The following is a 22,338-nucleotide window of genomic DNA, read 5'->3' on the forward strand; positions in this document are numbered from 1 at the left end:
CGGCATCGGGCGGCGGCGCTCCGTGCGGGCGTTCCACCCGAAATGAGGGGTCGCGGCGGGGCCTGAAACACAACGACACGCACGCCTCGGCCCCCGTCCCCGTAACAGCACCTTTATCAAGCGCACGCGGCGAAGTTCCAACGAGATTACTCTCGGAGGCCCATGGTGACGGAGAAAACACAACCGGAGGTGAACATCGGACTCGTCGGTCACGTCGACCACGGGAAGACGACGCTCGTTCAAGCGTTGTCTGGCGACTGGACCGACCAGCACAGCGAGGAGATGAAACGCGGTATCTCCATCAGACTGGGGTACGCCGACGCGACGTTGCGTCGGTGCCCAGAGTGCGACGAGCCCGAGTGTTACACTGTCGAGGAGACGTGCCCGGAGCACGACGTCGAGACCGAGGTCCTACGGACCGTCTCGTTCGTCGACGCACCGGGCCACGAGACGCTGATGGCGACGATGCTGTCCGGCGCGTCCATTATGGACGGCGCCGTGTTGGTCGTGAGCGCCACCGAAGACGTGCCGCAGGCGCAGACCGAAGAGCACCTTATGGCGCTCGACATCATCGGCATCGAGAACATCGTCATCGCACAGAACAAGGTCGACCTCGTCGACGACGAGCGTGCCCGCGACAACTACGAGCAGATCCAGGAGTTCGTCGAGGGCACCGTCGCAGAGGACGCCCCGGTCGTCCCCGTCAGCGCCCAGCAGGGCGTCAACGTGGACCTGGTCATTCAGGCGCTGGAGGAGAACATCCCGACGCCCGAGCGCGACGAGTCGCTCCCGGCGCGGATGTACACCGCCCGCTCGTTCGACATCAACCGCCCCGGCACGAAGGCGAAGGACCTGCTGGGCGGCGTCATCGGCGGGTCGCTCGCACAGGGCACCCTCTCGAAAGGCGACGAGATCGAACTGCGCCCCGGCCGCGAGGTCGAGGAGGGCGGCTCCTCGGAGTACCACTCCATCGAGACCTCCGTGCGCTCGCTGCAGGCGGGCGGCAACCCCGCCGACGAAGTCGGCCCGGGTGGACTGCTCGGCGTCGGGACGGGACTGGACCCCAGCCTGACGAAGGGTGACGCGCTCGCAGGACAGGTCGCCGGGAAACCGGGGACGCTCCCGCCGACGCGCAACGGCTTCGAGATGGAGGTCGAACTGCTCGACCGCGTCGTCGGCGAAGGCGAGGTCGAGGAGATATCCACCGGTGAGCCGCTGATGCTCACGGTCGGGACCGCCACGACCGTCGGCGCGGTGACGAGCGCGCGCGACGACGAGTGCGAGGTCAACCTCAAGCGTCCGGTGTGTGCCGACGAGGGCGCAAAGATCGCGATCAACCGCCGGATGGGCGCTCGCTGGCGTCTCATCGGCGTGGGAACCCTCAGAGAGTAACGACGGTGACGACGGTCGTGCTCGACACCAACGCGCTCATGATGCCGGTTGAGTGCGACGTTCGCGTGTTCGAGGAACTCGACCGTCTCCTGGACGACCCGGAACTCATCGCCCCCGAAGCGGTCGTCGCCGAGTTGGAGAAACTCGCGGCGGGTGCTGGCGAGGCGGCCACGGCGGCGTCCGTAGGCCGTGACCTCGTCGAGCGGTGCCGGGTGGTCGAGACGACGGAATCGTACGCCGACGACGCGGTCGTCGAACTCACCTCGGGCGATTCCGAGGCGGAATTCGACGGCTACGTCGTCACGAACGACCGCCCCCTGCGCGAGCGCCTCCTCGCTCGGGGCGTACGCGTAATCGGTTTAAGGGGCGCGAACACACTCGCGATAACAGAACCATAGCATGTACAAACGGGTACGACTCAAGGACACGGTCGAGGTTCCGCCGGAGCACCTGGCGGACGTGAGCCGCGACCGCGTTCGCAAACTGTTGCAGGACAAACTGGAAGGGCGGATGGACGAAGACGTTGGTAGCGTCGTCAGCGTCACGGAGGTCCACGACATCGGCGACGGTGCCGTCCTCCCGAACAGACCGGGCGTGTACTACCAGGCGGAGTTCGACGCCGTCACCTTCGATCCGGACATGCAGGAAGTCGTCGACGGCAACGTCGTCGAGGTCGTCGAGTTCGGTGCCTTCGTCGGCATCGGCCCCGTCGACGGCCTCCTGCACGTCTCGCAGATCTCCGACGAATACCTCGCGTACGACGGCGAGAACCAGCAGCTCGCGTCGACGGAGTCTGATCGAACGCTCGGCGTCGAAGACCCCGTCCGCGTGCGCATCGTCACGAAGAGCATCGACGAGCGCAACCCCCGCGACTCGAAGATCGGGCTCACGGCGAAACAGCCGGGACTCGGCAAGCACGAGTGGCTCGAAGCCGACGTGCGGCGGCGGGCCGAGGGGGCCCCGGCGGAGGGTAACTGATGGCGGAGGACCGCCTCGCCTGTCGCGAGTGCCACTTCGTCAACGAACCCGACAACCAGACGTGTGAGAACTGCGGGTCCTCGTCGCTGACGGAGGACTGGGCCGGATACGTCATCATCACGCACCCCGAGCAGTCGGAGATTGCGCCGGAGATGAACGTGAGCCAGGCCGGCAGTTACGCCCTGAAGGTCCGCTAAGGGATGCTGACGCTCCCGGACTCACTTCGCGGGGCGTTCAAGGATCCGCTCGGGCCGGTGTACACCGACACCGAGCGACTGCTCTCGGAGGCGGGCGACCCCATCGTCGCCGTCGGCGACGTCGTCACCTACCACCTCCGCGTCGCCGGCCGCGACCCCGACGTCGCCGTCATCGACGGGAAGACCAAGCGGGAGGCCGTCGGTGAGGAGATCGCCGCCGTTCTCGACGGTGGCAACCGCCGGATCGACGTGGAGAACAACCCAGCGACGCTCTCGCGCGCGATGTTCGAGGCGCTCGCAGCGGCGCTCGCGGCCGATGAGCCTGTCGTGATTCACGTCACCGGCGAGGAGGACCTCGCGACCGTCCCCGCGGTCGTCGCCGCGCCCGACGGCGCGAGCGTCGTTTACGGCCAGCCCGACGAGGGGATGGTGCTCGTCGACGTGACCGCCGAGTCGCGAGCACACGCACGCGACCTCCTCTCGCGGATGGACGGCGACACCGCGGCGGCGTTGTCGGCGCTCGGCGTCGACGCGTAGCCGGGCACGACCGGCCGCCCGTGGGTCGGTCACACCGGTCGAACGCCGGCGGAAAACCGCCGTACGCACCCTTCGAAATCCTTTTCCGGCTCTCGGGTGGACGTACGGACAACTGAACCATGGACATCGACATCATCTCCGAGGAGGAGAACCCCATGCTCCACCGGACGGACGTCCGGTTCGAGGTGCAGCACGACGAAGCAACGCCCGCGCGACTGCAGGTCCGCGACTCGCTGGCGGCGAAACTCGACAAGGGCTCCGACGAGGTCGTCATCCAGGAACTGGACACGAAGTTCGGGATGCGCAAGACCGTCGGCTACGCGAAGGTGTACGAGACGGCCGAACACGCCGCCGACATCGAACAGGACTACGTCCTCGAGCGGAACGCCATCACTGGCGACGAGGACGCGGAAGCAGAGGAAGCGTAACGCCGGATGCGCGTCCTCGGCGTCGAGGGAACCGCCTGGTGCGCCAGCGCCGCGGTGTTCGACGCCGAGACCGACGCCGTTTTCATCGAATCCGACGCCTACGAACCCGACAGCGGCGGCATTCACCCACGCGAGGCCGCCGAGCATATGGGCGACGCCATCCCGCAAGTCATCGAGACGGCGCTCGAACACGCTCGCGACGAGTACGACGACCGTACCGGAGACGAACCGCCAGTCGACGCTGTCGCCTTCTCTCGCGGCCCCGGACTTGGGCCGTGTCTCCGCATCGTCGCGACCGCCGCCCGTGCGCTGGCGGGGTCGCTCGACGTGCCACTCGTCGGCGTCAACCATATGGTCGCCCACTTAGAGATCGGTCGCCACCGCGCGGGCTTCGACTCGCCCGTCTGTCTGAACGCCTCGGGCGCGAACGCCCACCTGCTGGGCTTTCACGACGGGCGCTACCGCGTGCTCGGGGAGACGATGGACACCGGCGTCGGCAACGCTCTCGACAAGTTCACCAGACACGTCGGGTGGAGTCACCCTGGCGGCCCGAAGATCGAATCTCACGCAAAAGACGGCGAGTTCGTCGAGTTGCCGTACGTCGTGAAGGGGATGGACTTCTCCTTCTCCGGGATTATGTCCGCGGCGAAGGCCGCCTACGACGACGGCGTTCCTGTGGAAGACGTCTGTTTCTCTCTGCAAGAGCACGTCTTCGCGATGCTGACGGAGGTGAGCGAGCGAGCGCTGTCGCTCACGGGGACGGACGAACTCGTCCTCGGCGGCGGCGTCGGGCAGAACGCCCGCCTACGAGAGATGCTCGCGGCGATGTGCGAGCAGCGCGGGGCCGAGTTCCACGCGCCGGAACCGCGCTTCCTCCGCGACAACGCTGGGATGATCGCGGTGTTGGGCGCGAAGATGGCCGCCGCTGGCGACACTATCGCTATTGCGGACTCCGCTATCGACGCCAACTTCCGCCCGGATCAGGTGCCGGTGACGTGGCGCGAGGGCGAGTCGGTCGCGCGCGTCCCCGCCCCCGGCGACGCCGACCTACGTGGCGCGGAGGCGACCGTCGAGATTCGCGGCGCGGAGGTGGTGAAGCGACGGCTCCCGAAGGCGTACCGCCACCCCGAACTCGACGCGACGCTGCGTCGCGATCGGACGGTCGCAGAGGCGCGTCTGCTCGCGTCGGCGCGGAAGGCGGGCGTGCCGACGCCGCTCGTACACGACGTGGACGTTTCCGAGGCGACGCTGACGATGCAGTACGTCGGTGACTGCGACCTAGCGGCCGCGCTGACGCCCGACCGCGCCCGCACGGTCGGCGGACACCTCGCCAGACTCCACGAGGCGGGTATCGTCCACGGTGACCCGACGACGCGCAACGTCCGGGTGGAAAGCGAGGCCGAGCGACTGTCTCTCATCGACTTCGGCCTCGGGTTCTCCTCCGACCACGTCGAAGACTACGCGATGGACCTCCACGTGTTCGAGCAGTCGGTGCAGGGGACCGCACGCGACGCCGATCCGCTCGTGGACGCGGTCGAAGCGGGCTACCGTGAGGTCGGCGACGAGGAGGTGTTGGCGCGGCTTCGCGGCGTCGAGGGACGCGGTCGCTACCAGTAGGGCTGACAGGCGGCCCTGGTCTCGACTCCGCGCACACACCGTCGGGCCGCACACCCGCTTCCCGGCGCGTGGGTTCGGTCAGCGCATCGGAACGACTGTGTCGCCATCTGAGATGAACGTTCGCGGGGACCGCGAACGTGGGCAAAACCATTTATCTCACCGGATCGTTGTCAGGTGTATGGCAGACAAACCGCAGTCTGGCGAACTCTTCGGCATCCCCTACAACTTCGAGCGTCCGAGCGTCGGCCGCCTGCTCTCCTCGTACTGGCAGCCCGGCAAGGGGATGCTCGTGACGAAGCCGTTCGGCATCGGGTACACGCTCAATCTCGCGAACTGGCGCTCGTGGGTCGTCCTCCTCGTCGCCGGCGTGATGCTGTACCTCGAACGGTCGAGCCGCGACGGCGAGGCCTCCGAGGAGTCCGAGCCAGTCGAAGTCGTCGTCGACGACGACTGAGCGCGGTCGTTACCGCTTCCACTCCTCGGATCTGGCGCGGGCGCGCCACGCCTGTTGTTGAAGCCGCTCCGAGACGTGGTCGACGCCCTCCGCGAGGTCGTCTCTGATCGCCGTCTCGAAGGCGTCGAGTTCCTCCACGAGTCCGCCTCGATACTCCGTCACGAGTTCGTACGTCCAGCGGTCCTCGACCGCGCCCGCGGGCAGGAGGTCGTCGCGGATGCGGTCGGCGTACTCGTCGTGCCCCGCCTCGCGCAGCAACCGTTCGGCCTCCGCGAATCGGTCCATCGCGTGTCCCGTGCGGTGGTGACACGCTAACAGGTCTGCGTACGCGCGATAGGCGTGTTCGATCCCCAGTTGGATCGAGTGAAGGGCGTCCATCTCCGCGGGGGCCAACTCAGGGACGTCCGTCCCAGTGTCGTCGACTGCCATACCGTGTACTATGTGAGCGAGGGAGAAGTCTGTTGCGCGCGTTCCCGCCCGAATGGTTAGGAGACTCGGCGATGCAAACCGGGGTATGGACCAGACGTTCCTCGCGGCGGCCGCGCTGACAGCGCTGTCGACCGTGGGCTATCTCGTCGGCGTCGTCGCCGCGTACCCTGGCCGGGAAGCGTCGCTCGTGGGGCTGATGGTCGGCATCGCGCTTGCGACCGTCACCTACGGCCGCGAGCCGAGCGCACCCGACGACGCCGACGCGACAGACGGAGGTGACGCGCCGCGATGATCCGCGCGATGTCGTACACGGACAGCGAGGCGTCGACGTTCGAGGCGACCGACGAGGCCGTGGCCGCACCGGGAACGACGTGGGTGTGGGTCGACATCGAAGCGGAGTCGCGAGCGACGGCCGAGGGGAACGGTCCGCCGAAACTGACCGGAGAGGTGGCGACGGTCGCCGACCGCTTCGGGATCCACCCGCTCCACGTCGAGGACGTGACAGGCGACGTTCGGCCCAAGTCGGAACTGCTCGAGGAGTACACCTTCCTCCTCCTCAAAGCCGCCCGATTTCGCGTCGGCGAGACGACGTTCCTCGAGGAGATACGCACCCAACCTGTCGGCGTGTTCGTCGGCGACGACTGGCTGGTGACCGTGACGAACGGTGGCGCCAACGCGGTCGAACCCGTCTGGAACCGCCTCACAGGCGCGGAACGACGGGCGCTGGGCCGGGGCCCGGACTTCGCGGGCTATCTCGTCGCCGACCGCGTCGTCGACGGCTACTTCGCGCTGTTGGACGAGTTGGAGGACGACATCGAGACGGTCGAAGAACGCGTCATCGACGCGCCGGACCCCGACACGCTCTCGGTCATCAACGACCTCCGGCGGGAGTTGCTCTCCGTGCGCCGGGTAGTGTGGCCGACGCGTGACGCAGTGAATCCCCTCTCGCGGGGCGACGCCGACCACGTCTCGGAGTCGACCGAGAAGTACTACCGCGACGTGTACGACCACGTCGTCCAGTTGGTCGAGTTGACCGAGACGTATCGCGACCTGACGTCAGGTGCGCGCGACATCTACCTCAACACGCTCTCGCAGTCGACCAACGAGGTGATGCGTCGCCTCACCGTCGTCGCCACCGTCGTCTTGCCGCTCACGTTCGTCGCGGGCGTGTTCGGGATGAACTTCCAGTCGATGCCGGAACTGTCGTGGCCGTACGCCTACCACGCGACGATGCTCGGGATGGCAGGCATCACCGTGGTCCTCGTAGCGTACTTCCGCCGTGAGGGGTGGCTCTGACCGGCCGCCGCGGGGTTTACGCCCGGACCGCACGTATCACGCCTATGACCGACTGGACTGCGGCCGACCTCCCCGAGATGACGGGCACGCGCGTCGTCGTGACCGGGGCTAACAGCGGCATCGGGAAGGAAGCGACGCGGGCGTTCGCCCGTGTCGGCGCGGACGTGACGCTCGCGTGCCGCAGCGTCGACCGCGGCGAGGAGGCCGTCGCCGACATCGAACGCACGGAGTCGCGCCTCCCCGGTGAGATGCAGGTGCAAGAACTCGACCTCGCGGACCTCGACTCCGTGGCGGCGTTCGCCGACGGTTGGGAGGGACCGCTGGATATCCTCTGCAACAACGCGGGCGTGATGGCGATTCCCCGCACCGAGACGCACGACGGCTTCGAGACGCAGTTCGGCGTGAACCACCTCGGCCACTTCGCGCTCACGGGTCGCCTCCTCGACGCCCTCCGCGCGAGCGACGGCGAGGCACGAGTCGTCACGCAGTCGAGCGCCGTCCACGAACGCGGCGATATCGACTTCGACGACCTGCACGGCGAGCGATCCTACGACAAGTGGGAGGCGTACGCCCAGAGCAAACTCGCGAACGTCCTGTTCGGCTACGAACTCCAGCGCCGCCTCGACGCCGCTGGCATCGACGACGTGACGAGCGCCGTCTGTCACCCCGGCTGGGCGGCGACGAACCTCCAGCGACGCGGTCCAGAGGCCGAGGGGTCGGAACTGAAGCGCCTGCTGATGAAAGCGGCCAACGGCCTGTTCGCACAGTCGGCCGAACGTGGCGCGTGGCCGATGCTGTACGCGGCCGTCGCCGACGATGTCGCCGGCGAGTACGTCGGCCCCGGCGGTTTTATGAACGCACGCGGTGCGCCCGAGCGACAGCGGTCGAGCGAGCGGTCGTACGACGAGGCGACTGCAGCGCGTCTGTGGGAGGTGTCGAGCGACCTCACCGGCGTCGACTACGAGTTCGCAGGCGACGACGCCGACACCGCAGCGACCGACGAGAGCGACACGGCCGACAGCGCGACCGCCGACGACTGAGCGACCCGCGTCGGCCCACCTGCGACGACCGACGTGTGAGGTTCGCAGTCACTCCGCGACGATTCGCGACACTGCGCCGCCGTCGTCGCCGGTCGTGCAGACGTACAGTTCGCCGTCCGGCCCCTGACCGAACGAGAGGACGCTCCGGCCCAACCCCGCCGTCTCGACCGTCCGGGTCGGCCAGCGGCCTTCCTCTTGCGGGTCCGCGAGAAACAGGTCGCCGCCGGGGCGGAAGTCTGCAAACAGGTACGTCCCCTCGAGCGCCGGAATCTCGTCGCCACGGTAGACGTACCCGCCGATGACAGAGATACCAGACACGCCGTCGCCGGAGTGCGGGTACTCCAGCACCGGGTCGATGAGGGGGTCGCCGTCGGGCGTCTCCGTCGGCGCGGAGTCGCGGTCGAACGGGTGGAAGCCCTCGCGGACGTTCCAGCCGTAGTTGCCGCCCGATTCGACGCGATTGACCTCCTCCCACGCGTTCTGTCCCACGTCGGCGACGAGGAACTCGCCCGTCTCGCGGTCGAACGAGAAGCGCCACGGGTTGCGGAAGCCCCACGCGAACTGCTCGGGGAGGCCCTCACCGCCGACGAGCGGGTTGTCCTCGGGGATCGCGTACGGGTCGCCGTCGCCGTCGACGCCGACGTCGTCGCCGCCCAGTGGGTCGATGCGGAGGACGCTGCCGAGGAGGTTCTCGGTGATATCCTGCCCGTTGCCGCCGTCGAGTGCGTCGTACCAGTCGTCGACGTGGCCGGTGCCGCGGTCGCCGCCACCGCCGCCGTCGCCGACGCCGACGTACAGCAGTCCGTCGGGGCCGAACGTCACCGACCCCGCGTTGTGGTTGCCCTGTGGCTGTGGCACCTCCAGTAGGGTGCGCTCGGTGTCGAAGTCGGCGGCATCGGGCGTCGCCCGGACCTCCGAGAGGACGAACGTGTGGCTGTACCCGCTGGGTGTGCCGTCGCGGCCCGGGGCGCTATATCGGACGTACACGCGGTCCTCGTCGGGGAACTCGGGATGGAACGCGAGACCGAGCAGTCCCTGTTCGGAGTAGCCCCCACCGAGGTCGACCATCCGGTCGCGCACGTCGAGGAACGTGGCGCGGTCGTCGCCGTCGACGACCGTCACCGTCCCGCGCTGGTCGACGACGTACAGGCGGCCGTCGACGTTCGGCGGCGCTTCGAGGCCGAGCGGTGCGGCGAAGCCGTCCGCGACGACCTCGGTCGCGAGCGTTTCGGGGCCGAATTCGTCGTCTGCAGTGTCTGTCTCGGCCGTCCCGCTGTCGCTCCCACTCCCCCCACCGGTCCCGTCGTTGCCGGCGGTCCCCGGCGCGCCGACACAGCCAGCGATGCCGACCGTCGCGAGCGTGCCCGTCGCGCCGACGCGCCGGAGGAACGCGCGGCGGTCGGTCAGCGGAGTGCCGTCGAATCGAACCATACAGACGAGAGGCGCTACAGCGGGGAATAGGCGTCGCCGGATTCCGGTGAGCGCTGGAGAGTCGCGCGAGCGACGGTGGCAGCGACCGAGCGAACAGCCATATCCGTTGAGCGCGAACGACCAGTATGAAGCGAACCACCTCGCTCCTCCTCGGCGTCGGCGGCGTCGTCGGTGCCCTCGCGCTGTGGAACCAGTACCAACGCTACACGACGGAGACGGTGCCGTACACCGTCGTCGCTCGTATCGGCGACGTGGACCTCCGGCGCTACCCGCCGACGGTCCTCGCGGAGACGGTCGCCGACAGTCGCCGCGAGGCGTTCGGACGGCTGTTCCGTTACATCTCCGGCGCGAACGACGCCGACGCCGACCTGTCGATGACCGCGCCCGTAAAGATCGGTGACGGCGACGAGGGCAGCAACGGCGTCGCAATCCCGATGACCGCGCCCGTCGAGGTCAGCGGCGGCGACCGTCGCATCCCGATGACGGCCGCCGGCAGCGACAGCAATGGCGACGCCGACGGCGTCCGGATGGCCTTCTACCTCCCCGAGGAGTACGACGCCGAGTCCGCCCCACGACCGACCGACGAGGACGTGACCATCGTCGCGGTGCCGGAGCGAACGCTCGCCGTCAGGCGCTTCTCGTGGCGGCCCACCGAGCGCCGTCTCGAACGCGAAGTGAACCGTCTCGAAGCGACGCTATCGGAAGCGTCGGTGCCGCTGGCGGGCGAGCCGTTCTACATGGGCTACGACGCGCCGGGGACGCTCCCGTTCCTCCGGCGCAACGAGGTGGCCGTCGAAGTGGAGTCGGCGGCCGCGACCTGAGTCGGCCGGTCGCGACCGCTCACCGGAACCGCCAGGTCACTGCCACGCCGCCGAACCACGCGACGGCGAACACCGCCGCGAGCACCAGCGTCGCCCCGGAGAACCTGCCACCGAGAGCGTACGCCGCCGCGAACAGCACCGCCGCCGCGACGAGAATCGTGCCGACCACGCGACGGAACCACCGCGCCGGGTCGTCGACGCGCTTGATCAGCGAGCCGTTGAGCAACACGCCGCCGAGCGCTCCCACACCCGCCACCGAGAACACCGGGAGTGCCCCAGTGACGGCGATTCGACCGGTCGCCGTGAGGAACGCCAGCACGGTCGCCGCCGACGCGGCGACCGTCAGCGCTCCCGCCACCGCCGCGTGCCCCTGCCGCGAGACGCGTCGCTCGCGGCGTTCGAGGACGGCCTCCGGGTCGATGTCGTCGTCGCCGCCGGGCACGAGGGATCGAACGGGCCAGCGCGAGTTGGACGTTACGGCGGAAACGACGAGGGGACTGACACCTCAGACGACGACTCGCTCCCCGAGTTCCGGGGCGCTCGCGTCGAATCCCTCGCCGCGCAGTTCTTCGGCGAACGCCGGACAGCGGTCGCCGTGGTTGACGAGGACCGTCGCGTCGCGATACGAGTCGAGGAACGAACGCAGGCCGTCGCGGTCGGCGTGCGCCGAGAAGTCGAACAACTCCACGCGGGCGGCGACGGGGACGACGCCGCCGTCGAGGTCACAGCGCCCGTGTTCGAGCAACTGCCGGCCGTTCGTCCCCTCGACCTGGTAGCCGGTGAGCAGCACCCGGTTCGTCGGGTCCGACCGCAGCATCGGGAGATACCGCATCACCGGGCCGCCAGAGACCATTCCCGAGGTGGTGACGATGGCCTCGTTGTCGGCGGCGATGCGCTCTCGCTGGCCATCGCTCCCGGTGACGTACCGTGCGCCGGATTTCGCCCGCTTCAGGAGGTCCGGGTCGCGCACGAACTCGGGGTGGCGACGGACGATGTCGGTGACACGCTGCCCCATCCCGTCGAGATACGGCCGAATCTCGCTGTCCGCCAGCACGCACAACACCTCCTGCGTCCGCCCGATGGCGAACGCCGGAATCAGCGCGGTTCCACCCTCGTAGCGGGTAGTGCGGACCGTCTCGACGAATCGCTCCTCGACGCTGGCACGGTCCTCGTGGGTCACGTCGGAGTAGGTGCTCTCACAGATGACCACGTCCGCGTCCGGCCGCGCGGTCGACCCCGAGAGGAGGCGGGTGTCGTCGGTGTGGAAGTCCGCCGTGTAGCAGAGTCGCGTGTCACCGTCGTCGACGAGGACGTGCGCGCTGCCGGGGATGTGTCCGGCGTTGTAGAAGGTGACCTCGTAGTCGGTGCCGCCGGCGGCGACGGTGAACGGCGCTCGGTAGCCGTGGCGCTGTTCCACCTCGCCCAGTCGTTGGACGTGGTTCTCCGTGAACGTGCAGTCGTAGCCGCGGAGTTTCAGCGTGTCACGCGCGAGGACGCGAGCGAGTTCGCTCGTCGGCGGCGTCCAGTGAATCGGCGGGCGGCGGTCGCCGCGGAGGAGTGCCGGAACTTGCCCGACGTGGTCGAGGTGGCCGTGCGAGACGACGATTGCGTCCGGTTCCGGGCGACCAACGGGATACTGCGGCGGGTCGGCAGTCAGCGTGCCGTAATCGAGGAGGAGGGCGTCGTCGACGAGGACCGCGGAGCGCCCCACCTCGCGGGCACCGCCGAGAAACTGAATCTCCATCGGGCGTGAGAAGCGTCTCGACGGGGTTGGCTCCGTCGGTTCGGTGACGCCTCAGAACACCTGCACCGCGACCAGTGCCCCAGCTCCCACCGCCATCACGATCAGTGCGCCGATCGAGATAGTCGACATCCGCTTCGTGTTCATACAGACGACCAGCGTCTGCTGCTGATAACCGTTCGGCCGCAACTATCAGTGGTGAAAGCGGACCCTCGGAGACGACGCGCTACCGAGCGGTGACCGCGCGACCGTGCGGTCCCACGGAGTCGCGAGCGACGACCACCTCAGTCAACGAACTGCTCGCGGGCGACGCTGACGCTCCGGTCGCCGAGCGCGAACGACTCGACCGCGCGCCGGAGCAGCCCCGAGCGGGGAACGACCGCGCCGGCGAGTGCCGTCGCTCCGCGGACGAGTGGCGGAGGAACGTACCGACCGTACTCGAGCCAGAACGCGAGGTTGTCGGCGGCACGACGCTGGAGACCGATCACGCGCTCGACGGTCGGCCGGCGCCGGGCCTCGTACGCGCGGAGACACGAACGAGGGAGCGGGCCGTCGCCTTCGACCGACCCGTGCTGGCCCGTCGCACCGTCGAGCGCACGGACGAGTCGGTCGTGTGCGACGACCGCGTCCTCGACGGCGAGGGGGTTCCCCTGCGCGCCGAGCGGGCTGGCGACGTGTGCGGCGTCCCCGAGCAACACGAGTCCGTCGCGGGTCCACTCGGGCGCGAGTCCGGGGGCGACGTCGAGCAGCGTGGTGTCGGCGAAGCCGTCGAGGTGTGCCGCCATCGCGGCGGCGACGCCCGGGTCGACCGCGGCGACCCGCTCGCGGAACGCCGGAAACCCGGACTCGCGGATCGCCGACCACGTCCCCGCGTGGATCGGGTAGCCGACCTGGAGTTCACCGGCCCCGAGTCCGAAGTGCACGAGCACGCCGTCGCGGGCGATCTGTCCCTGCGTGTCGGTCTCGACCGCGCCCGACGGGAGTTTGAACCAGACGAGATCGATCGGCGAGTCGAACAGTCCCGCGCCGATTCCGGCGCGCTCGCGGACCGCCGAGTAGCGGCCGTCGGCGCCGACGACGCACCGGCCCTCGAACCCGACCGTCTCGTCGGCCGAGCGGTCGCGGGCGACGACGCCACCGACCGGAACGGCGTCCCGGTCCCCGGAGTTCTCGTCGGTCCACAGGTCCGTGACGGTCGTGCTCGGGTAGAAGTCGAACCCCTCGTACGCGCTCGCGCGGTCGACGAGCAGTTCGAGCAGCGCTGGCTGCTCCATCAACAGCGCGTACGGGTAGTCGGTGTCGAGGAGGTCGAAGTCGAGGACCGACACCCGGCGACCGTACAGCGAGAACGAGCCGTCGGTGACGGTCTCGTGTGCGAGAGCGAGGACGTCCGCCAGCAGGTCCATCTCGTCGAACAGTCGAACGACGCCGGGGTTCCAGCCGAACCCGCGGTACTCGCGCTGGAACGTCGACTCGCGTTCGACGAGAGCGACGTCGACGCCGCTCCGCGCGAGGAGGTACGAGAGGACCGCCCCGCCGGGACCACAGCCGACGACCACCACGTCGGCGTCGACCGTCCGGTCTGGAGCCGAGGCGTCGACCGTCCGGTCCGGAGCCGAGGCGTCGACCGTCCGGTCTGGAGCCGAGGCGTCGACCGTCCGGTCCGGAGCCGAGGCGTCGACCGTGTCGCCGGTGTTCGGTCGGTCGTCGGTATCAGGCCGACCGTCGGTGTGCTCGGCCATCGTGACCCCCTCAGTCGTCCGCCGTCGCGGGGTCGGAGCCGGTCTCGCCGAGTCCGGGGACGACGCCGTCCGCTCGCCACCCGCGCGCCTCGTAGTAGGCGTCGAGGGCGTCCTCGAACCCCGGCAGGTCGTACGGGAGGGTGTCGTCCGCGCGGTCGAAGCCGCGGCGGTTGTTGAACGCTCGCTCCAGTTCGACGACGCGCGCGCCGACCGCCAGGAGGTCGTCGTAGTCGGCGTCGAGCAACGCCCCGAGTCGGTCCTCGGTCATGAAGTCGCGCGAGAACTTGCAGACGACGCCCGAATCGAGCAGGGCGTTGTGGTTCTCCGCCCGCGCGACCATCGGGGCCTTCCCGTCGAGGCCGCGCTTGTCGACGGCCTGTGATTTGTCGACGAGGGGATACTCCTTCGAGTAGAAACTGGCGTACATGTGGTCGGCCCCGCGGTTCGACGTGGCGAACGAGAGGCCCTGCCCGTTGAGCGTCCGGCCGTCGTGGGCGGCGAACTCCAGACCCTTGACCGACCAGTCCTCGACGCCCAACTCGGGGGCGGCGCGGTGGACGCCCTCGGCGAGAAGGTCACCGAGGTCACCCTCGCGATACGCCGCCTTCCGAAGTGCGTCGCGGGCGCGTTCGGGGTTGGGGAGGTCGTCTTCGCTCGTGAGGTAGGCGGCGACGGTGTCGCCCGCGGAGATGGTGTCGACGCCGAGGCGGTCACACAGGTCGTTCGCCTTCATCACCTCGACGACGTCGTCGACGAGTTGGTTCGACCCCCACGCCATCACCGTCTCGAACTCCGGCCCCTCCGTCTCGACGCCCGCCGCCTCGTCTCTCGTCGGGAGTTTGCACGCGAACGCACACTGCGAGCAGGTTCCCTTCTTGTACTTCTTCGACTCCACCGCGTCGCCCGAGATGCCCTCGACGCCGTCGAACGAGAGTGCCGAGAAGTAGTCCGTCGGCAACGCCTCCACCTCGTTGGCGTACTCGGTGACGCTGGTCGTCCCCTGCCGCTTCATAATGTGGTCAGAGGTAGCGGCCTCGCGGTGGACGTCCACCTGAATTGGGTCGATGTCGACGTCTGCTTCCGCGTCGCCGTCGAAGGTGAGCACCTTCACGTTCTTGCTGCCGAGGACCGCGCCCAGGCCGGTGCGACCGAACGCGCGCGTCTCACTGGTCATCACGCAGGCGTAGCGGACCAAGTGCTCTCCGGCGGGGCCGATACACGCGAGGTGTTCGGGGTCGAGATCGTGTTCGGTGGCCGCCCACTCGCTGACTTCGGGGACCTCCGCACCCGCGAGGTTGGGGACTTCCTCGAAGGTGACGCCGTCCTCGCGGACGTGGACCGCCAGCGGCACGTCGCTCTGGCCGCGGAGTTCGACGGCGGCGTAGCCCGTTCCGGTGAAGTTGCGCGAGAGGAAGCCACCGGCGTTCGAGGAGGCGAGACCGTCCGTCAGCGGCGAGACGGCGGTCATATTCATCCGTCCGGTGAAACTCATCGTGGAGTGTTGGAGCGGTCCGGTCGTCAGGTACACCCGGTTGTCGGGGCCGAGTGGGTCCGCGTCGAACGGCACGCGGTCGAACGCCAGTTTGGTGGCGACGCCACGGCCGCCGACGAACTCCGCGAGGACGTCGTCGATGTCCTCCTCGGTCGTCGTCTGCGCCGAGAGGTCGGCGGACAACAGCGGACCAGTCGTGTGAATCATACCCACGGCTTCGGCCGCGGGCGTGGTAAATCCCGTCGGCGGCCGAAATCGTCCCACGCTCATTTCCGCCTCCCGACAGATATGGGGCCGTGCGGGCCGGTTCCGGTTCGCACAGGTCGGTTCGGGTCGGAACCACTATCCCATCCGCCGTCACACCTACGAACCGAATGAAAGTCTTCGGTTCGAGTGGCACCCGCGGGGTTGTGGGCGAGGAGTTCACGCCCGAGTTCGTCTCGCGGGTCGCCGCCGCCGCGGCGACGACGTGGGAGGCAGACCGCGTCGCCCTCGGCCGCGACACACGTACCTCGGGGCGGACGTTCGCGGACGCCGCCGCCGCCGGCATCACCGCCGCTGGCGTCGACGTGGAGCGACTGGGCGTCGTGCCGACGCCGAGTCTGGTTCGCTACTGCGAGGTCGAGCGAGTACCGGGCGTGATGATCACCGCATCGCACAACCCGCCGGAGTTCAACGGCGTGAAACTGGTCGGCGACGAAGGGATCGAACTCCCCGTCCACCGACTGGAGGCCATCGAAGAGCGCCTGCTTGCGGAGGGGACGACGACGGTGACGTGGGACCGGATGGGTGCCTCGCGCCACATCGACGACGCCAACGACGACTACGTGGCGGAGATGCTGGCGACGGTCGACCGCGACGCCATCGCGGCCGCGAACCTGACCGTGGCGCTCGACCCCGGCCACGGCGCGGGTGCGCTCACCTCTCCCGAGTTCCTGCGCGAACTCGGCTGTGACGTCGTCACCGTCAACGCACAGCCAGACGGCCACTTCCCGGGTCGCGACCCCGAACCCGTCGAGACGAACCTCGGCGACCTGCAACGCCTGGTCCGCGCGGCCGACGCCGACGTGGGCATCGCACACGACGGCGACGCCGACCGCGCCGTGTTCATCGACGAGACCGGCGCGTACGTCGAAGGCGACGCGTCGCTGGCGGCACTCGCGGCACGCGACCTCGGCGAGGGCGACACCACCGTCGCCGCCGTCAACGTCTCCCAGCGACTCGTCGACGTGTGCGAGGCGGCGGGCGCGAACCTCGAACTCACGCCCATCGGATCGACGAACATCATCACCCGCATCAAGGAGTTGTGGCAGGAGGACGAGTCCGTGCCCGTCGCCGGCGAGGGGAACGGCGGCGTCTTCTTCCCCGAGTACCGACTGGTCCGCGACGGCGCGTTCATCGCCGCGAAGTTCCTCGAACTGCTCGCAGAGCGCGGCGAGACGGTGAGCGACGTGGTCGCCCCCTACGAAGACTACACGAACGTCCGCGAGAACCTCGTGTACGAGTCGGACGCCGAACTGAACGCGATGCTGGAGGCGGCCGCGGCGTACGCCGAGGAGGCCGACGCCGACCCGGACACGAAAGATGGCTACCGCCTCGACTACGGCGACGCGTGGGTGCTCGTGCGCCCCTCCGGCACCGAACCGAAGGTGCGCGTGTACGCCGAGTCCGCCGACCCAGAGCGTGCCGCGGCGCTGGCCGCAGAGGTACGCGAAGCACTCGAAGCCGCAAAACGCGGCGTCGAAGCGTAGTCGACGCCGCCCGCCGCCCGAGGCTCCTATCAGCGCCCGGTTCTACTCGATACGCTCGACGTGAACCAGCGCCGCTGGTTCGTCCCATCCGTACACCGCCGGGTCGAGGTCGCCATCGCCCGAGATACCCGGGTGCGGACGGATGACGCCGTCCTCCGCGAGGTCCGGGTTGCTCTCGGCCGTCCCGCCATCCGCTTCACCGCCGAGGATGAGTGACTGTGCGGGCGGGACCAGATCCTCGTACAGTTCGGTGTTCTCCTCGGTACCCACGTCGTAGCCGTTGGCGTAGTGGGTCTCGGAGGCGTTCACCTCGGACGGGAGTTCGACCGTATCGAGGCCCACGATACCGTCGTTAGTCGCGATGAGCATCGACACGACGGTCATATGCGTCGCGCTCGCATCCGCCGACAACTCCAGCGACGAGTAGTACGGGAGGCCGGTCTCGCCGGGGTCGCTCTTCGGGACGAGCGGCGACCCGCCGACCGCGGCCGTGCGGATGGCATCCGTCTGTCCGATCAGTTCCAAGAGTGGGTCGAGGTTGCCGTTCTCCGCGAGTTGTTGGGTCGGCTCGTTCGCCGGTTCGCCCACCGAGAACACCTGCACGCTCGGGCGGTGGAGCGCCACCGCCGGCGGCGTGAACGGCTGACCCGGCGTGAGGTTCGCCACCGTCACCCGGTAGGTTCGGGCGTTGCCGCCGCCCTGCCCACCGCCGTTCTCGTCGTCGTCATCGTCGTCTTCTTGCGCGGTGACGAGTGTGCCGCCCGCCAGCGTGAACGCCCCGAGTGTCGCACCACCGGCCGCGAGCGCACGACGCCGTGTGAGCCACGGGAACTCTGCGTCGGTCATCCGTCGGTCCCTCCGTCCGTCCACGTCGCACCTGTCGTGTTCATTGCCGAACAGTACCCTCACGCTCCGGGAACACTTCGTTATTCGATGGCCCGTCACCGGTAGTGTGAGTCGCCGCGCTCGCCGGAGCGAACGGTGAGAGAGTAATCTCCCGTTTCGTTCGGGTACGGTCGCTGACGAACGGCGTCGGCGTGTCGCGGAATCCGAACGTACTCGTGGTACGGTCGGTCGAGACGCGCCGTGGACGGGCACGAGAGAAACACCAGCCGTTTTTGCGGAGTGGGTCACACACCTGCGTATGGACCCCGTCGTTCGCCCGGCCGCCTCACCCGCGGAGTTTCGCGCTGCCCTCGCCGTCAACAACGCCGCGTGGCGCGACGCCTACGCCCACATCCTCCCGGCGCACTACCTCGACGAGATGACCGTCCCCTCCGGTTCCGACCTCCAGCGACGGTACGACGAGGCGACGGGTCCCGGCCGGTCGTTCCTCGTCTGTGTCGACCGGAAACCGGGGGCAGTCGTTGGCTTCGCCTCGGTCGTGTGGGGCGACGGGAGAAAGGCGTTCTGCGAGGACGACGACGCCGAACTTCGAGCGCTGTACGTCGACCCACAGCGACAGGGAGTGGGGATCGGAACCGACCTCCTCCAAGCCGCACTCGACCGTGTGCCGACCGACTGCGACAGGGCCGTGTTGGAGACGTTCGAGGCGAACGACGCCGCCCGTGGCTTCTACGAGGCGCGCGGCTTCGAGCGTATCGGCTCCTCGTCGTTCACCGTCGCCGGAGAGTCGTATCCGACGGCCGTGTACGCGAAGCCACCATAAGTAGCCGCAGTTCGCGGCCCCGCTAGTCGTCAGCGTCCAGTGCCTCGGCGAGCGCCGCCCGTCGCCTGCGTGCGGCGGTCAGTTCCGCGTCGACCGCGCCCGAGGCGACCCGGTCTGCCTCCGCGTCGGATAACTCCGACTCGGCCTCGGCGGCCCGGCGCAGGCGGTCGTACTCGGGGTGGTCGGCGACCGCTCTGAGTTCGCGGGCGCGAGCGACGACCGACTCGGGCGCGAACGTCGCGACCAGCGAGACGAGTTCGTCCCGCTGGAACCGCAGCGTCTCCGCCTCGGGCGGCGGCCAGTCGACGGTGAGCGGGTCCGCAGCGAGTCGTTCGAGGTAGGTGCGGTGCGGGCGCACGCGGGCGGCGAACGTGCCCGAATCTTCGACGTAGTGGCTGAGTTTCGACGCCGAGTAGTCGGCGTACTCCAAGAGGTCGGAGATGGACTCCTCGCCTGCCGACGACGAGTCGAGGTACGAGCGCAACTCCGGCGGCGGCGCGGTGTAGTCGACGAACGGCGTCGCGGCCGCCTCGGCGACGAACGCGAGTACCTCGCGGGCGGCCCCGTCGCGCAGGAACGTCTGAAAGGCGTCGCGGACGGCGTCGTTGTACGCGGCGATGGGGTCGTGTAGTTCCTCGGTCGGTGCTGTCAGGTCAGCCTCGCCCAGTTCGACGAGGCGCGCGAGATCTGCGATGCGGTCGTCGAGTTCGTCCACGCGGCGCTCGACGTCGCGTTCGGCCTCGTACAGCGCCGTTTGTGCGTCTTCGCGTTCGGCGAGTCTGTCTGCGAGGTCGCGTGCAGGCGCGAGCGCCTCGCGTGCCCGCTCGAAGTCGGACTCGGAGAGACGGCGACCGTCGACCGCCTCGTTGGCCCGCTCGAACGCCTCGTATCCGGGCGTATCCTCGTCGAGGCCCTCGACGACGCCCGCGAACTCGCCTTGGAACTCGACGTACGCCTGGAAGTCGCCGGTGCCGGTCGCGGAGTCGACGTACCGTTCGAGCAGCCTGTCGGCCCGGGCAACCGCGTCGCTGACGGTCTCCAGCGTCGCCTCGCCGTGTTCGGCCACCGCTTCGTCGGCGGCGGCGCGGCGGTCACGGGCCTCGCGAAGCGCCGTGACCAGTTCGGCGGCGTCGCGGTCGGTGTCGGGGAGCGGGTCGGGCGTGGCGGCCGGGTCCGGGTCGGCGTCGTCGGCGACGTTCCCCGCCATCGATCACTCGTACACTGCGTCGGGGTCGAACACGCGCTCGCCCACCTCGTCGCCGTCGACGGTACGGTGGAAACACGAGCGGTGGCCCGTGTGACACGCGCCGCCTGTCTGGTCGACGAGATACAGGAGGGCGTCGGCGTCGCAGTCGACGCGCACCTCCTCGACGGCCTGGGTGTGGCCGCTGGTCGCGCCTTTCTCCCACAACTCCTCGCGAGAGCGCGAGTAGTAGTGCGCCCGACCCGTCTCGCGGGTGCGCTCCAGCGCTTCTTCGTTCACGTACGCGAGCATCAACACCTCGCCCGAGTCGGCGTCCTGTGCGACGGCGGGCACGAGACCGTCGGCCCCGAAATCCACGTCGACGCCGTCGCCGGCGGCGTCGGCCTGCGAGTCACTCATCGGTCGAATGTCGGGGCTGTGGCGGATAGGTCTTGTGCGTGGGGAGGGCCGCAGCGTCAGTCGACCGGATCGGAAGCCGTCCCGTCGGCCGGATCGTCGCCGACGTCGAACCAGGCGACTGCGCTGACGATGCCGACGCCGTAGGCCGCCAGCATCGCACCGACGGCTAACAACAGCAGCGACACGCGGAGGTCGAACGACAGCCCAAGCCCCGTGTTCAGTCCGAAGATGCCGACGAGAATCGTCAGCGGACCGCCCGTCGCCGCCCACCAATCCGGGCTGTCGGTGTCGGTCCCTTCGCGCTGGTAGACGCGTTGGGCGCGGATGAGGAGACCGGAGCCGACGGTGAACAGTACCACGAGCGTCGCCGTCAGTGGGACGTTCGGGACGAACAGCGTCCAGTTCGCGACGCCGACGGCGACACCGACAGTTGCACCGAGCGCCCAGCGTGTCCTCCGGGTTGCCATCGTCGGCGAACGTCGGCGAAGCGACAAGACTCCGCCGATCAGACGAGGCCGAGTGCTCCGAGCGCCACCGTCAGCGCATCGCCGTACGTCAGCGCGAGCAGTAGTCCGCCGAACAAGGGGACGAGGAATGGCAGTCCCGGCGACACCCACACGGCGTCCTCGCTGGTCGCACGCTCTAATCCCTCTCGCAGCGTCTCGGCCGTCGTCCCGTAGGCGGTTCTCTCGATGTCGTCGAGGAACTGTTCGGCGGCCCACGGGTCGTCAGCCGGCGCGTCCGCCTCGTCACCGGCAGTAGCGTCGTCGTCTGCCACTCCCGCCTCGGGGAACTCGAAGCCACCGTCGGCGTTCTCCGGCGTCTCGTCGCGTCCACCGTCCGTCCGGGGGCCGTCGTGAACCGCGCCGTCGGTCGGAGGATTCGTCTCTGTCACGGAGTCCGGGTCACGAAACACATCGGGATTCTCGCGAACCGCCGCGAGCGTCGTCCCGCGCCATCGGAGGTACATCCGAAGCGCGTCGAGGTCGAGGCTGCGGTGGAGTCGGAGTCCCTCCACCCGGATCAGTTGGCCGTGGACGGTGGGCAGCGACGAGACGGGCGTCCACTTGCCGACGAGCATCGCCGGCGAGAGGCGGCCGCGGAGGAGGTTCGACCCGAACAACGCGAGGACGTACACCGCACCGAACAGCACGGCGTTCGTCAGCGCCGACATCGCGGCGACGCCGAGCGCCGACGGGTGGACGGGGAAGCCGACGGCGTGGAGCCACGTCACGTCGGGGAGTATCCACAGTGGGACGACGTACTGCGGCGTCGTCGGGAACGCGACCGCGAGGACGACGAGCGCCTTCATATCGGCGCCGCCGAAAGCGGCCATCCGATACGCGAGCACGGAGAACGGAATCAGAAACAGCAGCGAGAATCCGGTTTGGACGAGGAATACTCGGCCCGCGTAGTCGGCGAACGGGTACGCTCCGGCGGCCTCGACGGCGAGTGCGAGCGCACCGATAGCGAGCAACGGGAGCCACAGACTACTCGCGACGCGGCGGGTGCGGATATCGCGGTAGGCGGCCCACGCGAACCCCGGAAGGATGAGGAGTCGGAGCAGGTCGGCCGCGGTAGCGATGCCGAGAACGCGCATACCGGGTCGGGTGCGGCCGAGGAGTTAGTCGTTGTCGTTGTGTCGGTGTGGTGCGTACGGCTGCCGATCCGATCGACGGCGCAGCCGCTACGCGGTCGAAAGAATGGAGAACGTTGGACG

At 68.9% G+C, this 22,338-nt stretch carries 25 protein-coding genes; 14 read left to right on the forward strand and 11 right to left on the reverse strand.

Annotated elements, in window-relative coordinates; translation table 11 throughout:
- Positions 1 to 162: 162 nt before the first annotated feature.
- The 8 genes from P0D77_RS02275 to P0D77_RS02310 all read left to right on the forward strand — a co-directional run bounded on the left by P0D77_RS02275 (position 163) and on the right by P0D77_RS02310 (position 5,603).
- Complete coding sequence (locus tag P0D77_RS02275) at positions 163 to 1,392, forward strand: translation initiation factor IF-2 subunit gamma (RefSeq protein ID WP_277554541.1); 1,230 nt, start codon at positions 163 to 165, stop codon at positions 1,390 to 1,392.
- Between the two features lie 5 nt (positions 1,393 to 1,397).
- The gene (locus P0D77_RS02280; protein WP_277554542.1) at positions 1,398 to 1,790 is read left to right on the forward strand and encodes a type II toxin-antitoxin system VapC family toxin; all 393 of its coding nucleotides are present in this window, start codon (positions 1,398 to 1,400) and stop codon (positions 1,788 to 1,790) included.
- A 1-nt stretch (position 1,791) separates the two neighbouring features.
- On the forward strand, positions 1,792 to 2,370 hold the full coding sequence (locus P0D77_RS02285) for a DNA-directed RNA polymerase (protein ID WP_277554543.1): 579 nt from the start codon (positions 1,792 to 1,794) through the stop codon (positions 2,368 to 2,370).
- Positions 2,370 to 2,567, forward strand: a complete 198-nt coding sequence (gene spt4 / locus P0D77_RS02290; RefSeq protein WP_277554544.1) for a transcription elongation factor subunit Spt4 — start codon at positions 2,370 to 2,372, stop codon at positions 2,565 to 2,567. Before P0D77_RS02285 ends, spt4 begins: the two co-directional genes overlap by 1 nt.
- Positions 2,568 to 2,570: 3 nt before the next feature.
- The gene (locus P0D77_RS02295; protein ID WP_277554546.1) at positions 2,571 to 3,104 is read left to right on the forward strand and encodes a GTP-dependent dephospho-CoA kinase family protein; all 534 of its coding nucleotides are present in this window, start codon (positions 2,571 to 2,573) and stop codon (positions 3,102 to 3,104) included.
- Between the two features lie 119 nt (positions 3,105 to 3,223).
- Positions 3,224 to 3,532 carry a 30S ribosomal protein S24e gene (locus tag P0D77_RS02300; protein WP_277554547.1) on the forward strand — a complete coding sequence of 103 codons (309 nt, stop codon included), beginning with the start codon at positions 3,224 to 3,226 and terminating at the stop codon, positions 3,530 to 3,532.
- A 6-nt stretch (positions 3,533 to 3,538) separates the two neighbouring features.
- Entirely contained in the window at positions 3,539 to 5,149 is a 1,611-nt protein-coding gene (locus P0D77_RS02305; protein WP_277554548.1) for a bifunctional N(6)-L-threonylcarbamoyladenine synthase/serine/threonine protein kinase, read from the forward strand.
- A gap of 178 nt (positions 5,150 to 5,327) precedes the next feature.
- Complete coding sequence (locus P0D77_RS02310; protein WP_277554549.1) at positions 5,328 to 5,603, forward strand: DUF5808 domain-containing protein; 276 nt, start codon at positions 5,328 to 5,330, stop codon at positions 5,601 to 5,603.
- 9 nt (positions 5,604 to 5,612) lie between these two features.
- Here P0D77_RS02310 and P0D77_RS02315 read toward each other — a convergent pair whose 3' ends face one another.
- Positions 5,613 to 6,032 (reverse strand): hypothetical protein, encoded by a 420-nt coding sequence (locus tag P0D77_RS02315; protein ID WP_277554550.1) that lies wholly within the window; start codon positions 6,030 to 6,032, stop codon positions 5,613 to 5,615.
- A gap of 85 nt (positions 6,033 to 6,117) precedes the next feature.
- Between P0D77_RS02315 and P0D77_RS02320 the strand changes: the two genes are divergently transcribed.
- From P0D77_RS02320 to P0D77_RS02330, 3 genes are read left to right on the forward strand one after another with little or no spacing between them, the layout of a single operon-like run.
- Positions 6,118 to 6,324, forward strand: coding sequence for a hypothetical protein (locus P0D77_RS02320; protein ID WP_277555842.1), 207 nt, complete (start codon positions 6,118 to 6,120; stop codon positions 6,322 to 6,324).
- Positions 6,321 to 7,328: a magnesium/cobalt transporter CorA gene (gene corA, locus P0D77_RS02325; protein WP_277554551.1), complete on the forward strand. Its 1,008-nt coding sequence runs from the start codon at positions 6,321 to 6,323 to the stop codon at positions 7,326 to 7,328. Before P0D77_RS02320 ends, corA begins: the two co-directional genes overlap by 4 nt.
- Before the next feature lie 44 nt (positions 7,329 to 7,372).
- Complete coding sequence (locus P0D77_RS02330) at positions 7,373 to 8,368, forward strand: oxidoreductase (protein ID WP_277554552.1); 996 nt, start codon at positions 7,373 to 7,375, stop codon at positions 8,366 to 8,368.
- Between the two features lie 48 nt (positions 8,369 to 8,416).
- On the opposite strand, the gene P0D77_RS02335 is transcribed toward P0D77_RS02330, so the two are convergent.
- The gene (locus P0D77_RS02335; protein WP_277554553.1) at positions 8,417 to 9,799 is read right to left on the reverse strand and encodes a PQQ-dependent sugar dehydrogenase; all 1,383 of its coding nucleotides are present in this window, start codon (positions 9,797 to 9,799) and stop codon (positions 8,417 to 8,419) included.
- Between the two features lie 125 nt (positions 9,800 to 9,924).
- On the opposite strand from P0D77_RS02335, the gene P0D77_RS02340 reads away from it, so the two are divergent.
- Positions 9,925 to 10,620, forward strand: a complete 696-nt coding sequence (locus tag P0D77_RS02340) for an SOUL family heme-binding protein (RefSeq protein ID WP_277554554.1) — start codon at positions 9,925 to 9,927, stop codon at positions 10,618 to 10,620.
- 19 nt (positions 10,621 to 10,639) lie between these two features.
- On the opposite strand, the gene P0D77_RS02345 is transcribed toward P0D77_RS02340, so the two are convergent.
- The 4 genes from P0D77_RS02345 to P0D77_RS02360 all read right to left on the reverse strand — a co-directional run bounded on the left by P0D77_RS02345 (position 10,640) and on the right by P0D77_RS02360 (position 15,802).
- Positions 10,640 to 11,062: a hypothetical protein gene (locus P0D77_RS02345; protein ID WP_277554555.1), complete on the reverse strand. Its 423-nt coding sequence runs from the start codon at positions 11,060 to 11,062 to the stop codon at positions 10,640 to 10,642.
- A 63-nt stretch (positions 11,063 to 11,125) separates the two neighbouring features.
- Positions 11,126 to 12,364, reverse strand: a complete 1,239-nt coding sequence (locus P0D77_RS02350; protein WP_277554557.1) for an MBL fold metallo-hydrolase — start codon at positions 12,362 to 12,364, stop codon at positions 11,126 to 11,128.
- A 281-nt stretch (positions 12,365 to 12,645) separates the two neighbouring features.
- Entirely contained in the window at positions 12,646 to 14,103 is a 1,458-nt protein-coding gene (locus P0D77_RS02355; RefSeq protein WP_277554558.1) for an FAD-dependent monooxygenase, read from the reverse strand.
- Positions 14,104 to 14,113: 10 nt separating this feature from the next.
- Positions 14,114 to 15,802, reverse strand: coding sequence for an aldehyde ferredoxin oxidoreductase family protein (locus tag P0D77_RS02360; protein ID WP_277554559.1), 1,689 nt, complete (start codon positions 15,800 to 15,802; stop codon positions 14,114 to 14,116).
- Between the two features lie 167 nt (positions 15,803 to 15,969).
- Between P0D77_RS02360 and glmM the strand changes: the two genes are divergently transcribed.
- Positions 15,970 to 17,346 (forward strand): phosphoglucosamine mutase, encoded by a 1,377-nt coding sequence (gene glmM, locus P0D77_RS02365; RefSeq protein ID WP_277554561.1) that lies wholly within the window; start codon positions 15,970 to 15,972, stop codon positions 17,344 to 17,346.
- A 42-nt stretch (positions 17,347 to 17,388) separates the two neighbouring features.
- On the opposite strand, the gene P0D77_RS02370 is transcribed toward glmM, so the two are convergent.
- Positions 17,389 to 18,192: a spondin domain-containing protein gene (locus P0D77_RS02370; protein ID WP_277554563.1), complete on the reverse strand. Its 804-nt coding sequence runs from the start codon at positions 18,190 to 18,192 to the stop codon at positions 17,389 to 17,391.
- Between the two features lie 298 nt (positions 18,193 to 18,490).
- Between P0D77_RS02370 and P0D77_RS02375 the strand changes: the two genes are divergently transcribed.
- Positions 18,491 to 19,015: a GNAT family N-acetyltransferase gene (locus tag P0D77_RS02375; RefSeq protein WP_277554564.1), complete on the forward strand. Its 525-nt coding sequence runs from the start codon at positions 18,491 to 18,493 to the stop codon at positions 19,013 to 19,015.
- A gap of 22 nt (positions 19,016 to 19,037) precedes the next feature.
- Here the strand turns inward: P0D77_RS02375 and P0D77_RS02380 are convergent, their stop codons facing one another.
- From P0D77_RS02380 to P0D77_RS02395, 4 genes are read right to left on the reverse strand one after another with little or no spacing between them, the layout of a single operon-like run.
- Complete coding sequence (locus P0D77_RS02380; RefSeq protein WP_277554566.1) at positions 19,038 to 20,222, reverse strand: DUF7118 family protein; 1,185 nt, start codon at positions 20,220 to 20,222, stop codon at positions 19,038 to 19,040.
- A gap of 3 nt (positions 20,223 to 20,225) precedes the next feature.
- On the reverse strand, positions 20,226 to 20,618 hold the full coding sequence (gene hisI, locus P0D77_RS02385; RefSeq protein ID WP_277554567.1) for a phosphoribosyl-AMP cyclohydrolase: 393 nt from the start codon (positions 20,616 to 20,618) through the stop codon (positions 20,226 to 20,228).
- Between the two features lie 56 nt (positions 20,619 to 20,674).
- Positions 20,675 to 21,085 (reverse strand): hypothetical protein, encoded by a 411-nt coding sequence (locus tag P0D77_RS02390; protein WP_277554568.1) that lies wholly within the window; start codon positions 21,083 to 21,085, stop codon positions 20,675 to 20,677.
- Between the two features lie 38 nt (positions 21,086 to 21,123).
- On the reverse strand, positions 21,124 to 22,218 hold the full coding sequence (locus P0D77_RS02395) for a prepilin peptidase (protein WP_277554570.1): 1,095 nt from the start codon (positions 22,216 to 22,218) through the stop codon (positions 21,124 to 21,126).
- Positions 22,219 to 22,338: the final 120 nt, after the last annotated feature.

The organism is Halobaculum limi (assembly GCF_029490015.1).
Classification (GTDB): domain Archaea; phylum Halobacteriota; class Halobacteria; order Halobacteriales; family Haloferacaceae; genus Halobaculum; species Halobaculum limi.

Coding starts and splice junctions, on each gene's coding strand:
- P0D77_RS02275 (WP_277554541.1), top strand. CDS start 163: ATGGTGACGGAGAAAACACAACCGGAGGTGAACATCGGACTCGTCGGT.
- P0D77_RS02285 (WP_277554543.1), top strand. CDS start 1,792: ATGTACAAACGGGTACGACTCAAGGACACGGTCGAGGTTCCGCCGGAG.
- spt4 (WP_277554544.1), top strand. CDS start 2,370: ATGGCGGAGGACCGCCTCGCCTGTCGCGAGTGCCACTTCGTCAACGAA.
- P0D77_RS02295 (WP_277554546.1), top strand. CDS start 2,571: ATGCTGACGCTCCCGGACTCACTTCGCGGGGCGTTCAAGGATCCGCTC.
- P0D77_RS02300 (WP_277554547.1), top strand. CDS start 3,224: ATGGACATCGACATCATCTCCGAGGAGGAGAACCCCATGCTCCACCGG.
- P0D77_RS02305 (WP_277554548.1), top strand. CDS start 3,539: ATGCGCGTCCTCGGCGTCGAGGGAACCGCCTGGTGCGCCAGCGCCGCG.
- P0D77_RS02310 (WP_277554549.1), top strand. CDS start 5,328: ATGGCAGACAAACCGCAGTCTGGCGAACTCTTCGGCATCCCCTACAAC.
- P0D77_RS02315 (WP_277554550.1), bottom strand. CDS start 6,032: ATGGCAGTCGACGACACTGGGACGGACGTCCCTGAGTTGGCCCCCGCG.
- P0D77_RS02320 (WP_277555842.1), top strand. CDS start 6,118: ATGGACCAGACGTTCCTCGCGGCGGCCGCGCTGACAGCGCTGTCGACC.
- corA (WP_277554551.1), top strand. CDS start 6,321: ATGATCCGCGCGATGTCGTACACGGACAGCGAGGCGTCGACGTTCGAG.
- P0D77_RS02330 (WP_277554552.1), top strand. CDS start 7,373: ATGACCGACTGGACTGCGGCCGACCTCCCCGAGATGACGGGCACGCGC.
- P0D77_RS02335 (WP_277554553.1), bottom strand. CDS start 9,799: ATGGTTCGATTCGACGGCACTCCGCTGACCGACCGCCGCGCGTTCCTC.
- P0D77_RS02340 (WP_277554554.1), top strand. CDS start 9,925: ATGAAGCGAACCACCTCGCTCCTCCTCGGCGTCGGCGGCGTCGTCGGT.
- P0D77_RS02350 (WP_277554557.1), bottom strand. CDS start 12,364: ATGGAGATTCAGTTTCTCGGCGGTGCCCGCGAGGTGGGGCGCTCCGCG.
- P0D77_RS02355 (WP_277554558.1), bottom strand. CDS start 14,103: ATGGCCGAGCACACCGACGGTCGGCCTGATACCGACGACCGACCGAAC.
- P0D77_RS02360 (WP_277554559.1), bottom strand. CDS start 15,802: ATGATTCACACGACTGGTCCGCTGTTGTCCGCCGACCTCTCGGCGCAG.
- glmM (WP_277554561.1), top strand. CDS start 15,970: ATGAAAGTCTTCGGTTCGAGTGGCACCCGCGGGGTTGTGGGCGAGGAG.
- P0D77_RS02370 (WP_277554563.1), bottom strand. CDS start 18,192: ATGACCGACGCAGAGTTCCCGTGGCTCACACGGCGTCGTGCGCTCGCG.
- P0D77_RS02375 (WP_277554564.1), top strand. CDS start 18,491: ATGGACCCCGTCGTTCGCCCGGCCGCCTCACCCGCGGAGTTTCGCGCT.
- P0D77_RS02380 (WP_277554566.1), bottom strand. CDS start 20,222: ATGGCGGGGAACGTCGCCGACGACGCCGACCCGGACCCGGCCGCCACG.
- hisI (WP_277554567.1), bottom strand. CDS start 20,618: ATGAGTGACTCGCAGGCCGACGCCGCCGGCGACGGCGTCGACGTGGAT.
- P0D77_RS02390 (WP_277554568.1), bottom strand. CDS start 21,085: ATGGCAACCCGGAGGACACGCTGGGCGCTCGGTGCAACTGTCGGTGTC.
- P0D77_RS02395 (WP_277554570.1), bottom strand. CDS start 22,218: ATGCGCGTTCTCGGCATCGCTACCGCGGCCGACCTGCTCCGACTCCTC.